The organism is Corallococcus sp. AS-1-12, from assembly GCF_020036995.1.
Classification (GTDB): Bacteria; Myxococcota; Myxococcia; order Myxococcales; family Myxococcaceae; genus Corallococcus.
In genome coordinates this window covers 301,739-318,967 of record NZ_JAIQDD010000006.1, presented here as the reverse complement: position 1 = coordinate 318,967, position 17,229 = coordinate 301,739, and the positions used below count along the sequence as shown (strand labels likewise).

At 72.1% G+C, this 17,229-nt stretch carries 13 protein-coding genes; 7 read left to right on the top strand and 6 right to left on the bottom strand.

Annotated features, from left to right (window positions below):
- Window positions 1-4 precede the first annotated feature (4 nt).
- From K8556_RS12980 to K8556_RS12970, 3 genes are all read left to right on the top strand, one after another.
- On the top strand, window positions 5-1,234 hold the full coding sequence (locus tag K8556_RS12980) for an ABC transporter permease (protein WP_223740367.1): 1,230 nt from the start codon (window positions 5-7) through the stop codon (window positions 1,232-1,234).
- Window positions 1,235-1,243: 9 nt separating this feature from the next.
- Window positions 1,244-2,899, top strand: coding sequence for a hypothetical protein (locus K8556_RS12975; protein WP_223740366.1), 1,656 nt, complete (start codon window positions 1,244-1,246; stop codon window positions 2,897-2,899).
- 76 nt (window positions 2,900-2,975) lie between these two features.
- Window positions 2,976-3,557, top strand: a complete 582-nt coding sequence (locus K8556_RS12970) for a GNAT family N-acetyltransferase (protein WP_223740365.1) — start codon at window positions 2,976-2,978, stop codon at window positions 3,555-3,557.
- A gap of 9 nt (window positions 3,558-3,566) precedes the next feature.
- Here the strand turns inward: K8556_RS12970 and K8556_RS12965 are convergent, their stop codons facing one another.
- Both K8556_RS12965 and K8556_RS12960 read right to left on the bottom strand, forming a co-directional pair.
- A complete protein-coding gene (locus tag K8556_RS12965) occupies window positions 3,567-5,195 on the bottom strand; it encodes a tetratricopeptide repeat protein (RefSeq protein ID WP_223740364.1) in 1,629 nt (542 codons plus the stop codon).
- A gap of 278 nt (window positions 5,196-5,473) precedes the next feature.
- Window positions 5,474-5,887 carry a hypothetical protein gene (locus K8556_RS12960; RefSeq protein ID WP_223740363.1) on the bottom strand — a complete coding sequence of 138 codons (414 nt, stop codon included), beginning with the start codon at window positions 5,885-5,887 and terminating at the stop codon, window positions 5,474-5,476.
- Between the two features lie 393 nt (window positions 5,888-6,280).
- Between K8556_RS12960 and K8556_RS12955 the strand changes: the two genes are divergently transcribed.
- Both K8556_RS12955 and K8556_RS12950 read left to right on the top strand, forming a co-directional pair.
- Window positions 6,281-8,191, top strand: a complete 1,911-nt coding sequence (locus K8556_RS12955) for a thiamine pyrophosphate-binding protein (protein WP_223740362.1) — start codon at window positions 6,281-6,283, stop codon at window positions 8,189-8,191.
- A gap of 5 nt (window positions 8,192-8,196) precedes the next feature.
- Complete coding sequence (locus K8556_RS12950) at window positions 8,197-9,162, top strand: 3-oxoacyl-[acyl-carrier-protein] synthase III C-terminal domain-containing protein (RefSeq protein ID WP_223740361.1); 966 nt, start codon at window positions 8,197-8,199, stop codon at window positions 9,160-9,162.
- Between the two features lie 12 nt (window positions 9,163-9,174).
- Here the strand turns inward: K8556_RS12950 and K8556_RS12945 are convergent, their stop codons facing one another.
- From K8556_RS12945 to K8556_RS12930, 4 genes are all read right to left on the bottom strand, one after another.
- Complete coding sequence (locus K8556_RS12945; protein ID WP_223740360.1) at window positions 9,175-9,999, bottom strand: hypothetical protein; 825 nt, start codon at window positions 9,997-9,999, stop codon at window positions 9,175-9,177.
- An 11-nt stretch (window positions 10,000-10,010) separates the two neighbouring features.
- Window positions 10,011-10,832, bottom strand: a complete 822-nt coding sequence (locus K8556_RS12940; protein WP_223740359.1) for a hypothetical protein — start codon at window positions 10,830-10,832, stop codon at window positions 10,011-10,013.
- A gap of 59 nt (window positions 10,833-10,891) precedes the next feature.
- Entirely contained in the window at window positions 10,892-12,985 is a 2,094-nt protein-coding gene (locus tag K8556_RS12935) for a serine/threonine-protein kinase (protein ID WP_223740358.1), read from the bottom strand.
- Window positions 12,986-13,210: 225 nt separating this feature from the next.
- Window positions 13,211-14,647, bottom strand: coding sequence for a DEAD/DEAH box helicase (locus K8556_RS12930; RefSeq protein WP_223740357.1), 1,437 nt, complete (start codon window positions 14,645-14,647; stop codon window positions 13,211-13,213).
- A 550-nt stretch (window positions 14,648-15,197) separates the two neighbouring features.
- Here K8556_RS12930 and K8556_RS12925 point away from each other — a divergent pair.
- Window positions 15,198-16,697, top strand: a complete 1,500-nt coding sequence (locus tag K8556_RS12925) for a glucan biosynthesis protein (protein WP_370639921.1) — start codon at window positions 15,198-15,200, stop codon at window positions 16,695-16,697.
- Window positions 16,685-17,200, top strand: coding sequence for a hypothetical protein (locus K8556_RS12920; protein WP_223740355.1), 516 nt, complete (start codon window positions 16,685-16,687; stop codon window positions 17,198-17,200). The genes K8556_RS12925 and K8556_RS12920 overlap by 13 nt, the downstream gene beginning before the upstream one ends.
- The last annotated feature ends 29 nt before the right edge of the window (window positions 17,201-17,229 follow it).

The following is a 17,229-nucleotide window of genomic DNA, read 5'->3' as shown; positions in this document are numbered from 1 at the left end:
GGCGATGCGGGCCTTCCTGGACAACCTGCGGCTGGCGCTCGGCACGTTCCTGGGCAACCCGCTGCGCTCGCTCTTGACGCTGGTGGGCATCGTCATCGGCGTGGCCACCGTCATCACGATGATGGCCCTGATTGAAGGCCTGCGCGAACAGGTGAACAAGAACCTGGGCAGCCTGGGCGCGCACACCTTCGAGGTGACGAAGTGGCCCACCGGCTTCGGCCGCATCAACTGGGCGAAGTACGCCAAGCGCAAGGACCTGCTCGGCGACGACGTGCGCGCCATCGTGGAGTCCTGTCCCTCGGTGGGGGCGGCCACGCCCACGGCCCAGGAGTGGGGCAAGAAGCTGACCACGGCGTTCCGGGAGACGCCCCCTTCGGTGAGCGTCCTGGGCACGGAGCCCACGTACCTGGAGACGAGCGGCGTCGTCGTGTCGACCGGCCGCTTCTTCAACGAGACGGAGACGCTGGATGGCCGCCCGGTGATGGTCATTGGCGTGGACCTGGCGGACACGCTCTTCCCGGGCATGAACCCGGTGGGCTCCGAGGTGCGGCTGCAGGGCCGGCCGTTCCAGGTGATTGGCGTGCTGCAGAAGCGCGGCAGCGTCATGGGGATGGCCAGCCAGGACAACCAGGCCATCGTGCCCATGCGCGCGTTCCAGCAGTTCTACGGGAAGAACCGCTCGGTGGAGATCGACATCCAGGCGCGTGACGGGGCGTCCTTCCAGAAGGCGCAGGACGAGGTGGTGAACCTGATGCGCCGCCGCCGGGGCCTGACGCCGCAGGAGCCGAACGACTTCGAGGTGCACACCAACGAGTCCATGACGGCGTCCTTCAACGAGCTGTCCCAGGTCATCGCGTTCGCGGGCGTGGGCGTGTGCCTGCTGTCGCTGGTGGTGGGCGGCATCGGCATCCTGAACATCATGCTGATGTCGGTGACGGAGCGGACGCGGGAGATTGGCATCCGCAAGGCGCTGGGCGCGCGCCGCCGCCGCATCCTGGGCCAGTTCGCCACGGAGGCGGTGATGCTGTCGCTCGTGGGCGGGGTGCTGGGGCTGGGCCTGGGCTTCGGGTTCGTCTTCCTGGGCAAGTGGGTGCTGCTGTTCCCCATGAGCGTGCCCGCGTGGGCCGTGGCGCTGTCGCTGGGGATGAGCTGTGGCGTGGGGCTCGTCTTCGGCATCTACCCGGCGTCGCGCGCGGCGCGGCTGGATCCAGTGGAGGCGATGCGCGCGGAGTAGGGAGCCGTGATGGGTGACGCACTGGCGGAGGCCCGGCGGCGTGCCTCCGGAGACGACCTGGCTTCGCTGCGCGGCCTGGACGCGCTGATGGTGCGCTCGGGCTTCCGGCACGAGGGCCGCACGCCCCGCGAGTGGGTGGCGGAGCTGGTGGCGCAGGGGAGGCTGCGCAGGGGAGCGACGTACGACGCGCACGAGGCGCTGCGGGCCATCGGCCTGGGGGCGGTGCCCGCGCTGCTGGAGGTGCTGGCGACGCCCCAACTGGCGGAGAAGCAGTCCGCGGACGCGAACATCCGCTTGAACGTGCTCGAGGCGTTGATGGCCCCGAGCCCACCGCCCCGGTGCGCGGTGCCCGCGGTGCTGGGGCTCCTGTCCCGGCGGAGCGCCCGGGTCCAGCGCCAGGCGCTGCGGGCCCTGGTGTCCCTGCGTCCCCGGCCCACCCGGCTCGCGGTGCGGCTGTTGCTGGAGGCCTGCCACGACAGGACGCAGTGGCAGGCGCGAGCGACGGCGCTCGACGCGCTGGCGACGCTGGACGGCCCCGTCCCGGACGACGTGCCGCGAGAAGCCCTGGGGCGGCTGTCGGACGAGAGCCCCTGCGTCCGCCGCTCCGCGCTGCGCCTGCTGGGCCGGTGCGCCACGGCGTCCGAGGAGGTGCTTCACGCGCTGGAGGAGCAGGTGGTGCTGGACGACGAGAGCCGCGTCGTCGTGCTCCAGGTGCTGTCCTGGCTGTCTCCGTCGCGTGCGCTGCCCCTGCTGGACAAGGCGGCGCGAGGGCTGGTGGGCCTCCCTCCGAACGACCGGGATGGGGCGCGGCTGGGGCTCTTCGCGCTCCACCTGCTCGCGGGGTTGGGCGCGGGGGCCCGGCCCGCGGCGGGCCTGCTGCGGCGCGTGGTGGCGCACGCCGAGACGCGGGGACATGGCGACCCCTTCTCCTGGCGGATGCGGGTCCACGCCGAGTCGGTGGCGGACGCCATCGTCCGGGGCGCCCCGTTGCCCGCGGAGGCGCGGACCCCGGGGCCGGGCTCGCCGCGGCTGGCCCTGGCGCTCGCGGGGCAGGGGCCGCTGCCGGTGGCCGCGGAGCACCCGGACTCCGCCCGGCTGGAGGCCTGGGTGGAGTCGCTGGGGGCGCTGAGCCAGGAGGAGGAGGTCCGGCTGTGCGTGGCGGTGGCGCGCGTCGCGGCGCGCCTCTGGGACAGGCATGGTCCGGAGAACGACGGCGCCCGGTCGACCCTCCTCGCGCTGGAGGAGTGGGTCCTCGCGCCGGACGAGGAGCACCAGCGCAGGGCGATGGAGATCGGCTTGTTCGTCCCCAGTCAGCTCCTGCCGCCGGAGCTGTTCAACGCGGCGTGGTGCCTGCATGCCGCGACGCTGATGGTGGCGGACGCCGCCAGGCGGGTCGTGGGCTTCACCGGCCTCAAGCCCCGTCAGCCGGAGCACCTGCTGGCGGCGTGCGCCTTCGCGGCGTACCGGGCGCTGCGCAGCGGAGCCTGCATGACCGTGGACGAGGGGTGGCGGGACTCCACGCTCACCCGGAGCCGCACGGCCGACGAGGCGCTGGCCCTGCTCCACCGCGCCATGGTGGACGAGGTGCTGCCCTGGGCCCGGGGGGAGTGGGATCCGCTCCGCGACGTCCTGCGCGAACGGCGCCGGCTGCTGAGGGAGGCGTGAACACGCCAGCGCCATGGCGGGGATGGCGTCCACCCGGTAGGGTGCTCCTGTCCCTACCGCACGGGGCCCGCACCGCATGTCCATGTCCTCCTACGTCACGCTGCCGCTGCCCGCCGTCCCCGCGCCGTACCGGGTGCGCGTCTTCACCCCCGAGGACATGGACGGCGTCATCGCGCTGTACTCCCATCCGGACGTGGCGCGGAGCCTCAACTTCACCGTGCCCGTGCTCCGGGAGACGCTGCACCAGAAGCTGACCGGCGACTTGGAGGCGATGCGCCAGGGCAAGGGCATCCGCTGGGTGCTGTCGAAGGGAGACGACCCGGCGCCCCAGGGCTACCTGACCCTCTTCAACTGGAGCCAGAAGGACCGCCGCGCGGAGGTGGGCTACATGGTGGCGCGCCCGCTGTGGGGGAAGGGCGTGATGACGGTCATCCTGCCCGCGCTGGTCCGCTTCGGCTTCGAGCACCTGAACCTCCACCGCATCGAGGGCATGGTGAACGCTCGCAACAGCGCGTCGTCCAAGGCGCTGACGCGCGCGGGCTTCCAGCAGGAGGGCGTGATGCGCGGCTACCAGGCCGACGGGAACGGGGGCGGGTTCAACGACATCATGCTGTTCGCGCTGCTCGAGGACGCCTGGCGCGCGTCCGTCGCGACGTAGGCCCGCGCCTCACGGCAGGTCGCGCGCGAACTGTTCGCGGTAGCGGGCCTGGAGCGTCTTCAGTTGGCGGGTGCCCCGGTACTCGCGCGCGAGCAGGTGCCACGCCTCCGTGCGCGAGGGCTCCAGGGCGATGACCCGCTCCAGGTGCTTGCGCGCGCGCGCATGCGCACGGGTGTTTGTCGCCAGCACGGCGAGCAGCAGGTGGGCCTGCACCGCGTCCTCCCGGACCGCGAGCACCCGCTCGCAGGCGGTGCGCGCGGAGCCCAGGCGCCCCTGGAGCAGGTGCAGCTCGCACTGCAGGAGCGTGACGGAGGGGCTCGCCGGATACGCCCGCGCCAGCGCGGCGATGCGCTCGCGCGCGGGCCCCGAGGAGCCGGCATGCAGCAGCGCCTCGACGTCGGACACCGCGCGCACCAGGGCTCCCTCGCGCGCGGGCTCGACGACGGACGTGCCCCCATCCAACAGGGCCGGCAGCGCCACCTGTCTTCGAAGACGGGCCGCCTGGTCCAGCACGGCCTCGGAGGCCGCCAGCCCCCGCGCGCGCGCCGCGGTCTCCTCCGCCCACGTCACGCAGTGGGCCCGGAGGAAGAGCGCCGCCAGGTCCGCCCACTGCGCGGGCTCCACGTCCGCCCGGGCCTCCAGGTTCGTCCTCGCCGCCACCAGGCTGTCGCGGGCCTCGTCGAAGCGGCCCGCGTGCAGGTGGAGCAGCGCGACGTTCATGCGCAGGGAGGGCTCGCGGGGAAACCGCGCGATGGCCCGCTCGCAGCGCTCACGCGTGGCGTCCATTCCCGGGGTGAGGTGCACGGCGAGGTAGCACGCCAGCAACTGCACGCGTTCGTTCTGCGGGTGCCGCACGGCCAGCGGCTCCAGGGCCTCCGCGGCCACGTCCGGCCGGCCCGCCTTCTCCAGGGCGATGACCTCCGCCAGCCGCTGCCGCTCCAGCGGCGCCAGCGAGCGGGGCGTGCCCTCCGGCCCCAGCACGACCCCGGAGGCGCGCACCCGCTCCGTCCATTCCAGGAGGAAGTCCCGCTCGGGCCCTTCCCACGCCGGGCCCGTCATCGCCTCCACCGCCGCGCGCAGCTCCCGGGCCCAGGCCTTCTGCGCCTCCAGCTCCACGCGGGCGCCGGGCAGGTGCCTCAGCCCCGCGCCCAGCAGCGCGAGCGTCCGCGCGTCGAACCCCGTCTGGCCCGCGTCGTACTTCGGGGACATCCACCCCCGTCCGTCGCGCACGTGCGGCGCGCCCAGGGTGTGGGCCCACTCGTGCAGCAGGACCGCCACCTCCAGCCGCTGCCGCGCCTCCCCCGGCAGCGCTCCGCCCAGGCCGCGCAGCACGCAGTGCCGTCCCAGCACGCGCGCGAAGCCCAGCTCATGCTGCGCGCCGCTGAACGTCGCGGGCGCCGCCACCAGGCCCACGACGAGGTCCACGTCCTCGCCCGCGTCCATCTCCTCCAGCGCAGCCAGCACCGGCTCCAGCGGACCGTCCGAGCCACGCCGCTCCCACGCCCGCGTGGACTCCAGCTCGAACGTGACGCCCAGGGGGCCGCGCACGGACCCGCTCGCGCGCTGGAGCCACCCGGCGACGCCCCGCTCCCAGTGGAGGCTCCGCGCACGGTGGTCCACGTCCGCGTACACGCGCACCCGCAACACCTTCGCCGTGGGGGCAGGGGAGGAAACCGCTGACAGGGAGCTGCCGGCCCGCGCGGCGCCACGCGGCGGTGACGGGGCGGCGCAGCGCAGCCCCAGGACTCCGGCGAGGAGGAGCAGGACCGCCCTCAACCAGCCTGGCGTCCGCGGGGACCCGGGAATCACGGACAGGACCTGGCAGGTAGAGGGGGAACAGTGCCCGCGAAGGGGCAGGGGAGGCGGTGGGCCTCACTCAACGGGAGGCTGCCACCGCCATCACCCGGGGACGGACCTCAGGCCGCGGCGTCCTCTTCCTTCGACGGCTCGGTGGCGTTCGTGATCCAGTCGATCGCCTTGTGCTCCCAGTCCGTGTCCTTCGACGCGTCGATGTAGCGCTCCCACTCGTACACGCCGCTCTGCTTGGCCATGCGCACCATCATCAGGCGGGCCACGGTGCTGTCGAGCACCACCGCCGAGCGCACCATGCCGTTCTGCCGGAGCCAGCCCATCGCCTGCTTGATGATCTCCTGGGTCTCCGGCGGGTTCGCCTTCTGGCTGCGGATGTCCACCATCAGCCCGAAGGGCCGCCCGCGCTTCAGCGCCACCTTGGCGCGAAGGTCCTCGAACCAGACCTTGGCCTCGGCAGGGGTGATGTAGCCCGGCGCATTGATCCGGTACCCGTACTCCGTCCGCAGATTCTCAGCCATGACAACCCCCACGTTGATTGCGGTGCGCGCGCCACTCCCGTGCGAATCCGGGCGGATGGCAGCGTGCCCGTGAGCCTACCCCAGTCAGCACGTGCGTGGATCCACCCCCGCCTCGCCTGCGTACGCGCGCGAGCCCCGTCCTCCCCGTGAAGATGAAGACGTCCCTCGGTAAACGTGGTAGTCGTCACGGAGTCTGAGAATCCAGCGTCAGGCGAACTTTCCACTGATTTTACTTCACAGTCGCTCGCTTCTCCGCTATTAAGGGGATGCAGTTTTCCAGCACACCCGCAACACTGTCACAGACATCGAGGTCCCCCCGGACTCGGTGGCAGCGAAACGACGCGGTCGCAGCGTCGAACCTCACGGGTTCCGGGGCCTTGGAGACGTCCTTCAATGTCCAACTCCTCGCTCGCTGAGCTCCAGGCCGCCACTTCGAACCCGCCGCGGAACGAGGTGCCCGTCGAGGCGCTGCGTACCGAGGCCGCGGGGAAGGCGAACGCGCTGGAGGCCCGTCACGGCGATCCGATCCCGATGTACGGGGACGTGAATGCGCGGGGCTTCAAGACGGTGGAGGACCTGACGGTCGCCGACTGCGTGATCGCGCACCTGGAGGCGGAGGAGGTGGACGCGGTGTTCGGCGTCCCGGGCGGCAACATCGCCCCGTTCCAGCAGGCGCTGCGCAAGCACCGCTCCATGCGCTTCATCATCGCGTCGCACGAGGGTGGCGCGGCGTTCATGGCGGACGGCTACGCGCGCGCCACCGGCAAGCTGGGCGTGTGCATGGTGACGGCGGGCCCGGGCGCGACCAACGCGCTGACGGGCGTGGCCTCCGCGCACCTGGACGGCGTGCCCATGCTGGCCATCAGCGGCAACGTGGCCACGGACCGCGTGGGCCTGATGGCCATCCAGGAGAGCAGCAGCACCCACGGCGTGAACACGGTGGAGGTGTTCCGTCAGGCGTGCGCCAGCTCGACCATCGTTCCGGACGCGCAGAGCTTCCAGCGGCTGCTGGCGCGCTCCATGCGCACGGCGCAGGGCCTGCCGGGCGGCGCCGCGCACCTCAGCGTGCCGGCGAACATCGCGCGCCAGCCCATCCACCGCGCCTCCGTCCCCACCACGCGCGGCGCCTTCCGCGCCCGTCCGGCGACCGCGCCCTTCGAGGACCTGCGCGCCGCCTTCACGCTGCTGCGCACCGCGCGCCGCCCGCTCATCTTCCTGGGCTCGGGCGCGCGCGAGGCGATGTCGGAGCACGCCGAGGCGTTCACCGCGTTCGTCACCCAGCACGGCATCCCGGTGGCCACCAGCATGCGCGGCAAGGGGCTGTTCTCCGAGCGCGAGGCGCTGTCGCTGGGCGTGCTGGGCCTGGCCGGCAGCAAGCGCGCGGAGGCGTACCTGCGCGACGGCGTGGACGTGATGCTGGTGCTGGGCAGCCGCCTGGGTGAGTGGGCCTCCCGCAGCTTCCACCGCTACTTCCAGGCCGTGCACCACGTCATCCAGGTGGACGTGAACGCCTCCAACATCGGCCAGTTCCTGCCGGTGCGGCTGCCCATCGTGGCGGACGTGGGCTCGGTGATGACGGGCCTGGCGGAGCTGGGGCAGATGATTGGCCCGTCCAGCGGCGCGCGCGTGCAGGAGCGCTGGGCGCAGGTGATGGCGCTGACGGAGCCCGCGCCCGCCGTGCGCGCCCCGCAGGCCCGGGACTCGGTGAAGCCGCAGGACCTGATGGCGGAGCTCGACAAGCACCTGAGCCCGGACATGGACCTGTACATCGACATGGGCAACTGCACGGGTTGGACGTCGCACCTGCTGCACATCACGCCCCCCGCGCGCATCTTCTACCCGTGCGGCCTGTCGTCCATGGGCTGGTCCTGCGGCGCCGTCATCGGCGGCAAGGTGGGCCGGCCGGACCGCTCCGCGGTGGCCATCGTGGGTGACGGCGCGTTCCTGATGAACGGCACGGAGATGCTCACCGCGTCGCGCTACCGCGTGGGCACGGTGACCCTCGTCCTCAACGACAACTTCCTGGGCATGGTGAACCACGGCGAGCACGTGCAGGACCGCTCGGTGCCGCTGGAGGACGACTTCTACGGTCTGGGCAACCCGGACCTGAAGGCCTTCTCCGAGTCGCTGGGCGCGCGCGCCTACACGGTGAACGCCCCCGGCCAGTTGGACGCGCTGCTGCCGGAGGTGCTCCGCCGCGCGAACGAGACCGGCCAGCCGCAGGTCATCGTCGCGCACATCGACTACCGCGAGGTTCCTCCGTACGGCGACCGCTTCGCCGCGGTGGCGTCGGACGGGAAGTAGCCCCCATGACCGCCGCGACCTTCGCGCTCCTGGGGGTCGGCGCCGCGGTCCCCGAGCAGGTCCGCGGCAACGACGACCCGCTGTTCGAGCCGCTGCGCCGCGCCGCCGGGAGTGGCGGGGAGCACGCGCTCTTCTACGGCAACCGCGAGCGCCGGGTGCTGGGCCCGGGCGAGTCCCTGGCCGCGCTCACCGCGAAGGCGGGCGCCGCCGCGCTCCAGGACGCGGGGCTGACGGCCTCGGACGTGGAGCGGCTGTACGGCTACGTGTCGGTGTCGGAGTTCATCGCGCCGAACGAGCTGTACGCGGTGCACCGGGAGCTGGGCCTGTCCCAGGGCACGCTGGTGGTGCCGGTGAACGCGGACTTCGCCAACTTCCTGATGGGCGTGGTGCTGGCCTGGGAGGCCCTGCGCGCGGGCAGCCTCCGGCACGCGCTGGTGGCGGTGGGCTCCGCGTGGACGCGCAACGTGGACTACACGCAGGGCCACGCCATTGGCATTGGCGACGGAGCGGGCTCGGTGGTCGTGGGCGCGGGCGAGGGGCTCACGCTGGTGGACTGGGGCGCGGACACCTTCAGCGACGAATACGGCGCGATGATGATGGGCCCGCGTCCGGAGTCCGGCCTCGCGTACCCGACCTACGGGATTGCCCCCACGTCGGGCGTGAAGGCGTTCCTGAACTCGGGGATGAACGGGCCGCCCCGGCTGGTGGAGCGGCTGCTCGCGAAGCACGGCGTGGCGCGCGAGGACGTGACGCTCATCTCCCACCAGGCCACGCGCAAGCTGATGGACCACTGGGCCCAGGAGATCCGCCCGCGCGAGTACCTGGACACCTTCGAGGCGTACGGGAACATGGTGCACGCGTCCATCCCGGTGACGCTGGCCCGGTTCCGCCGCGAGCTGCGCACGAAGTACCTGGTGATGGTCGGCCTGGGCATTGGCGCGCACCAGATGGCGCTGCTGGTGCGCGTCTAGCGGGGCCGCCCGCTACTGATCGTCGCAGGGCGTGCCCAGCCGGATGCCCGTGTAGACGCCCAGCTCGTTGTAGATGAGGGGCAGGTTCTGCTCCACGGGGACGTTGCGCAGCTCCACCTCCTTGCGCGCCTTCTCGATCCAGATGGGCTTCTGCGCGCGGTCGATGACGAGCCGCAGTTGGCCCTTCTTGGTGGTGAAGATCTCCCCCTCGGAGTCCGCGACCACGTTGGTCATCTTCTGCGGCTTCAGGTCGCCTCGCGGCCCGATGAACACGCGGAAGTTGCGGGACTCCGCGGGCGTGAAGCCCTTGTCCACGTAGTAGTACGTGCCCTCTGAATCACGCAGCAGCGCGTGCGGGACGAACTTCTGCGGGTTGGGCACGTAGGTGGCCTTGCGCAGGAGTTCCCGCGCCTGGGCGCCGGGGAGCATCTCCAGCGCCACCTTGCGCTCGCCGCAGCGCAGGGCGCAGGTGCGCTCCTTCGTGTCCACGGAGAGCCGCGAGTGCACGCGCAGGTCCACGCCGTCGTAGTCGGCGGTCCCGTTGGGGTTGAAGAAGCGCGGATCCAGGAAGGTGGTGGCGGAGAGGTTCCGGGAGCGGGGGCGCGGCACCACGACCAGCGCCTTTCCGTCGCCGTAGTAGAGCTGGTCCTCCAGCTCGTCCGTGTCCTCGCGGGGCACGGAGACGACGTAGTGGCCCCGGCCGTCGGTGCAGACGGCGGTGGCCTCCAGGAGCATGCGCTGGCCCAGGTTCTCCGCCTTGCCCCACGGCGGCTCGACGGCGGCGGCGGGACTGGCGGCGAGGAGCACGGCCACGGGGAGGATGCGTTGGAAGAGCATGGTGCGCGGGCCTAGAGGTGCTTCTTGAAGTAGCGGGTGGCGGCCTTCTCCTGCTGGCTCGCCTCCGGGGTGGTGGTCCACACGAAGCGGTCGCCCTGCAGCGCGGGCTCCAGCGCGGCGCCGAAGCGGCAGTCCATCTGCTTCAGGCGGGCCTTCACGGTGCTCCGGGCCTCCTCGGAGACGTCGCACAGGGCCTTCAGCGCGGTGAGAGGGGAGACGCAGTAGCGGGCGATCTTCTGGGCCTTGAGGACGGGCTCGGTGATGGTGCTCCAGTCGATGGCGCCCGCCATGGAGGTGCCGCAGGCGGTGTTCAGCTCCTGGAGCGCTTCGGCGTAGGCGGTGTCGTGGACGGTCTCCTCCGCCTTGCGGTCGAAGGCCATCAGCTTCGCGAGCTGGCCGCTCTGGGTCTGCTGCTGGTGCTGGGCGTAGACCTCCTCCGGCTTGAGCTTCTGGGAGCGCGCCTCGTCGTACTGGACGGCGAGGCCGTTGCCGGGGCCGCCGGGGAAGTGCAGCTCCGCGTTCTTGCCCACGATGATGAGCGGCGAGTAGTCCTTGCCGTGCCACTGGGTCGTGTAGTTGTGGCGCAGCGTGCTGGGGCTGCTCCAGTCCTTCATCGTGTAGGGGAGGACCAGGTTGTCCAGCGCGGAGCCCGTGCCCTGGACGCGCAGGAGGAACTTCTTCTGCTCACGGGGCGCGAGCGGAACGACGGCGACCTGTTCTCCCTGCGGGCCCACGAACACCTTGCCGGCTTCCACGGGAACGGGCGGCGCGGCCAGGGCGGGCAGGGTGCCCAGGAGGGTGGCCAGCACGGCCACGGCGACGATGCATTTCATGTTGGATGTATCCCCCTCACCCGTCCGCGGTTTCGCGGACGGGCGGTGTCTGCTCAACGCTACAAGTCGATACCCTGGCTCTGACATTCGGCGATGAGCCGCGACGTCAGGTGCGACCTGTCGATCTTCGCCGTTTCCGAGCGGACGGCCGCGAGATCCTTCGTCCGGCAGCGCATCTGGATGGCCAGGTGGTGCGCCGCCAGGTTGTTCTGGGCCGCGTAGCTCTGCTGGGCCCTGCGGACCGCGGTGTCGAAGTCATCATTCGCCGCGGCCGCGCGGGCGTCCGCCAGCTTGCTGACCGCGAGGTCATCCGTGGGCATCAGCGGGATGCTCGGCGCCTGGACCTTGCCGCCCGTCTTGGCGACCGCCTTCACTGGGGTCGTGGGCTGCACCGGTGGCTCGACCTTCGCGGGCGTGTCGCTCGGGGGCGTGGGAGTGGCGGGTTGAGGCGCCTGGGCGATGGTGGGTGGCGGCGCTGCCACGGGCGGCGGGGGCGCGTTCACGGCAACGGGCGGCGGGGGCGCGTTCACGGCAACGGGCGGAGGCGCCACCGGCGGCGGAGGCCGCAGCCACCACCCGAGTCCCACGGCGCCGAGGATCAGCGCGGCGGTGCCCGCGATGGGGAGCACGCGCGACCGTGGCGGGACCGCGGCGGGCACCGGCATTCCAGGCTGCCCCGTCATGCTCACCGGAGCGAGCGGCTGGCCCTGGGGGCCGACGGCGCCCGTGAAACCGCCTGGCACGGCCTGCTGGCCACCGAAGCTCCCCGGGACGGCCTGCTGGCCACCCATGCTGCCCGGAGCCCCGTGGTGGCCCGCGCCGTAGCTCCCCGGGACGGCCTGCTGGCCGCCCATGCTGCCCGGAGCGCCGTGCTGGCCCGTGCCGTAGCCCTGCGGGACCTGCTGGCCGCTGTAGCTGGCCGGCGGCTGCACGGGCGCGCCGGGCGCCGGCAGGGCCACGCCCGAGCTCCCCATGCCGCTCCCGGGCATCTGCGTGGCGCCGAAGCCCATCGTGCCGCCGGCCACCTGCGGCTGCTGTCCGTACGGGACCGTGCCGCTCGCCCGTGGCGCCATCGTCGCGTCGAAGCCGATGTCTTCCGACACCGCCAACGCATCCGCTCCGAAGCGGCCCGTCCCCGGCCCCTTGTTCGCGGGCGCCATCGTGGCGCCCATCGCCTCCTCGTCGGTCGGCGCCACGGAGGGGAGGGCGACACCGGAGGGACGCTTCGCGCGCCCGAAGGTCCGGGCCGCGATCTGCTCCTCGGTCTCCGGCAGCGACTGGAGCTGCGTCCCCGTGAGCTCCGCGATGAACGACGCCACGTCCGGATGACGATTCTCCGGCTTCTTCTCCAGCGCCCGCGCCACCGCGTTCGCGACGTTCGGCGGCAGGTCCGGCAGCAGCGTGGCCAGCGACACCGGCGGCTCGTGCACCACGCGGTAGATGATCTGCGCGAGCGACCCGCCCCCAAAGGGCGTCATCCCGGAGATCATCTCGAACACGATGCCGCCCAGCGCGAACAGGTCCGTCCGCGCGTCGATGCGGCTGTTCTGCCCCTGCGCCTGCTCCGGCGACATGTACTGCGGCGTGCCGATGAGCACCGCCTCCTGCGTCTGCAGCGTCTCCGACGACATGACCTTGGAGATGCCGAAGTCGAGCAGCTTCACCCGCTCGCCCACCACGCCGCCGGAGTCCGTGGGCACCAGGAAGATGTTCGCGGGCTTCAGGTCGCGGTGCACCACGCCCGCGCGGTGCGCCGTCTGCAGCGCCGACCCCATCTGCCGCGTGAAGGAGAACACCTCCTCCAGCGACAGCCGCCCGCGCCGCAGCCGGTCCGCGAGGCTCTCCCCGCGCAGGTACTCCAGCACCAGGAACGGGCTGCCGTCCTCCAGGGTGTCGAAGTCCAGCACCTCCACGATGTTCGGGTGCCCCAGCCGCGAGGCGATCTCCGCCTCCCGCCGGAAGCGCACGTGGAGGTCCGGCCCCACGTGGTCGCCCACCCGCAGCACCTTCACCGCGACCTGCTTGCCCGGAAGCCGCAGGTGCTGGGCCAGGAACACCGAACCCATGCCGCCCCGCCCCAACACGGAGACGACTTTGTAGGTATTCCGGAGGACCGAATCGATGTGCAGCTCACCGTCAGCCGAGCGCGTCATGGAAGAGGCGTGTCCTGATGACAAAAGGGGTGCGAGGCACCACCGTGAAACACGGCGCCACGCTACCACGCCCCATCCGCCAGGGCGCGAGCCCGCCCCCCCGCCGCCATACCCCGGACAGTCGAACGCCCGGACCCTCGCGAGAGGACCCGGGCGTCTTGAACTCCATCCATCCCTGCTCACCCGGAAACGGCGCGGTGCTCACGCCCTACCCGGGACGGGGGCTCAGCCCCACTTGGACATCGTGCGCCGGGGCGGAGGCGAGCTCGGTCCCGCGGCCGCGGGCGAAGCCACCGCCGGCCGGGCCTGCTGCGAACGGCCCTGGCCACCGCCGCGCGGCGCCTGTCCGTTGCCACCACCGCTGGCCTGACGCGACTGGCCACCGCCACCGCCACCGCCGCGGCGCTGCCCGCCACCCCGGCGCTGACCCCCACCGCCGCCGCCACCGCCACGCGACTGGCCCCGGCCACCCCGGTTCATCGGAGGACGGCTCTCCTCCACGTCACCGGGCAGGGGAGGGGGCAGGTGCGAGCGGAACGCGGCGTCCGCCACCACCGGCACGCTGCGGCGGATGGTGCGCTCGATGTCGCGCAGGTACGCGCGCTCCTCGGAGTCGCAGAAGGACACGGCCTGGCCGCTGGCGCCCGCGCGGCCCGTGCGGCCGATGCGGTGCACGTACTGCTCCGGCACGTTGGGCAGGTCGTAGTTGAACACGTGCGACAGCCCGTCGATGTCGATGCCGCGCGCCGCGATGTCCGTGGCCACCAGCACCCGCAGGGTGCCGGCGCGGAACTCGTCCAGCGCGCGCTCGCGGGCGTTCTGGCTCTTGTTGCCGTGGATGGCGTCCGCGCGCACGCCCGCCGCCGTGAGCTGCTTGGCCACGCGGTTGGCGCCGTGCTTCGTGCGCGTGAACACCAGCGCGCGAGGGATCGCCTTCGCGTCCTGGAGCAGGTGCGTGAGCAGCGCGCGCTTCTCCTCGCGCTCCACGAAGTACACCTGCTGGCTCACCGTGTCCGCGGTGCTGGACGCGGGCGTGACCTCCACGCGCACCGGCTCCTTCAGGATGTTGCGCGCCAGGTCCATGATGTCCGGCGGCAGCGTCGCGCTGAAGAACAGCGTCTGGCGCACCGGCGGCAGCACCTTGATGACCCGCCGCACGTCGTGGATGAACCCCATGTCCAGCATGCGGTCCGCCTCGTCCAGCACGAACACTTCCAGCGCGCGCAGGGTCACGAACCCCTGGTCGATGAGATCCAGCAGGCGCCCCGGCGTCGCCACCAGGATGTCCACGCCCTGGCGCAGCGCCTGGACCTGCGGGTTCTGGCCCACGCCGCCGAACACCACCGCGTGGCGCAGGGGCAGGTTCTTGCCGTAGGTGACGAAGCTGTCGCTCACCTGGCTGGCCAGCTCGCGCGTGGGCGTCAGCACCAGGCAGCGCACCGGACGCGCGCCGCCCGCGGGCGCCTTCGCCGACAGCCGCTGGAGGATGGGCAGCGCGAACGCCGCCGTCTTCCCCGTGCCCGTCTGGGCCACGCCCAGCACGTCCTTGCCCGCCAGGGCATGGGGAATCGCCTTCGCCTGGATGGGTGTCGGCGTGGTGTAGCCCTCCGCCTTGACGGCCTTGAGGAGCGAATCGGTCAACTGCAGTTCGTCGAAAGTCATGAAATCCCGCATGTGAAGGGTCGGCGCACTCCCCCTCCGGCGGGGGACCGACCGCGCAGCGCGCCCTCCCGCGGTATTGCGGGGGCGCCTGGCGGTACGCGGTCAGGCCAATCAACGGCCCGAGGCACCTGCGAACGTCTTGGAACCCCTGGGCCTCCGGGACGATTCCCGGTGCCGCCCAGGGCGCGGGCCACACTGCCTGCAACGGGCGGCAATGTCCCGGGAAATCCTCCCCGCCCGCCTGCCCCCCGCCGCTGTGGAGATTTCGGACAGGGCTGTTGGCCGCCTGTCCCCATCGTCCACAACCCCCCAGTCCAGGCGCCGCCAGCCCCCTCTCCCAGCGCCCTCTCAAGCCGCTGGAATCATTGGAGCAGCAAGTAACGGCTTGGCGCCTGCCGTGGGCAGGTCCTTGGAATGATTGGGAAATTCCCCAGCCCCTGCCGACTGGCATGACCGTTGCTAGCCTTTGCCGCGTCGCGCCGTACTGGCGCGGGCGGTGGCCCCTGGTGAGGAGCGGGACTTGAAGCGGTGGCAGCGACAGACGGTGGGGATGGCCTGGGGGTTGGGGCTGTGCGTGGCGGCGCTGGCGTGTGCCCAGCAGCCGAAGGCGGGGACGGCGAAGGCCTCCGGGTTCTCCGTCCGGACGGTGGAGGAGAAGGCCCGCGCGCTGGCCGCGAAGCCGTACCAGGAGCCGCCCATCGGCGTGCCGCCGTCCTTCGAGAAGCTCACCTACGATCAGTACCGGGACATCCGCTTCCGCGACGCCGCGTCGCTGTGGCGTGAAGAGGGGCTGCCGTTCCGGGCGCAGTTCTTCCACCCCGGTTTTTATTACACCCGTCCGGTGGGCGTGAACGTGGTGGAGGGCGGCAAGGCGCGCCCGGTGCCGTTCTCCACGGACCAGTTCACCTACGGCCCCCTGGTGGACCATCCGCCCAAGGGCAAGGTGAACGGCTTCGCGGGCTTCCGCCTCAACGCGCCGCTCAACACGAAGGACTACTACGACGAGCTGGTGGTCTTCCTGGGCGCCAGCTACTTCCGCGCGCTGGGCAAGGGCAACCTGTACGGCCTGTCCGCGCGCGGGCTCGCCATCGACACGGCGCAGCCGGGGGGCGAGGAGTTCCCCACGTTCCGCGAGTTCTGGCTGGAGACGCCGGCCCCGGGCTCGGACACGGTGGTGGTGCACGCGCTGATGGACAGCCCCAGCGTCACGGGCGCGTACCGCTTCGCCATCCGCCCGGGTGAGCGGACCGTGATGGACGTGGACTCCACGGTGTTCGTGCGCAAGGCGGTGCGTCAGTTGGGCGTGGCGCCGCTCACCAGCATGTTCCTCTTCGGGGAGAACGACCGGGGCGACTTCGACGACTTCCGCCCGGAGGTGCACGACTCCGACGGCATCTCCGTGTGGATGAAGAACGGCGAGAAGCTGTGGCGCCCCCTGAAGAACCCGAAGCAGATCCAGGTGAGCAGCTTCCACACGGACGGGCTGGCGGGCTTCGGCCTGTTGCAGCGCGACCAGGCGTTCACCAGCTACGAGGACCTGGAGGCGCACTCCGAGCGTCGTCCGGGCGCCTGGGTGGAGCCGGTGGGCGACTGGGGCGCGGGCTCCGTGCGGCTCGTGGAGCTGCCCACCCGTGAGGAGATCCACGACAACATCGTGGCCTTCTGGGTGCCGGATGCACCGGTACAGGCGGGTGCACAGCTTCGCTTCTCCTACCGGCTGTCCTGGGGCTTCTCCCCCGAGGGCGTGAAGGCCGGAGGTTCCACCGTCGCGGCGACGCGTGTCGCGGCGGGCAGCAAGCCGGGGGCGCGCCGCTTCGTCCTCGACTTCACGAAGGCCAGCACGGAGGGCACGGGCCCGGTGGAGGCGGTCGTCACCGCTTCTCGCGGCCAGGTGCTGCACCCGCGCGCGGAGGTCCACGCCGTCACCGGTGGCTTCCGCGCGGCCTTCGAGCTCATGCCCGACGGAGAAGGCCCCGTCGAGCTGCGCTGCTTCCTGAAACGCGGTTCCGAGACCCTCACCGAGACCTGGAGCTACCTGTGGATTCCGTGACCACGCACCCGTTCATCTCCTTCGCTCCGGCGATGCCCCTGGAGGCCCGCGCGGACACCCGCGCCGCGCTGGTGAGCTTCTTCCAGGACTTCGGCTTCACCGGCCGCGACGACCTGGAGAAGCTCTCGGGCTGGGTCCTGGGCACGCGCGAAATGTCCCTGTCGCCGGAGGCCGCGCTGGCGCTCGCGCGGTGGCGGGTGGAGGGCTGGCTGGCGGAGGTGCTGGGGCCCGCGCACGTGGGGCCGGCGCTGCTGGGGCGCGGCCGGGCCGCGTTCGTGCTGGTGGGCGGCGCGCGCTGGGGCGCGGACGTGCTGATGCGCGCTCCGTCCTCGCTGCCGGACGCGTGGCGCCGCGCGGTGTGTGAAGCAGTGCCCATGTCCGCCCCGGCGGAGGTGCCCTGCCAGATGCGCGAGCAGGTGCTCGTGCTCAATCCCTTCATGGACATGCTGCGCCGCTGGCTGCGTCCCGCCGCCAGCCAGGCGGGCGTGTCGCCGTCGCGCTAGGCGCGGCCCCTCACACACAGCGAAGCCGC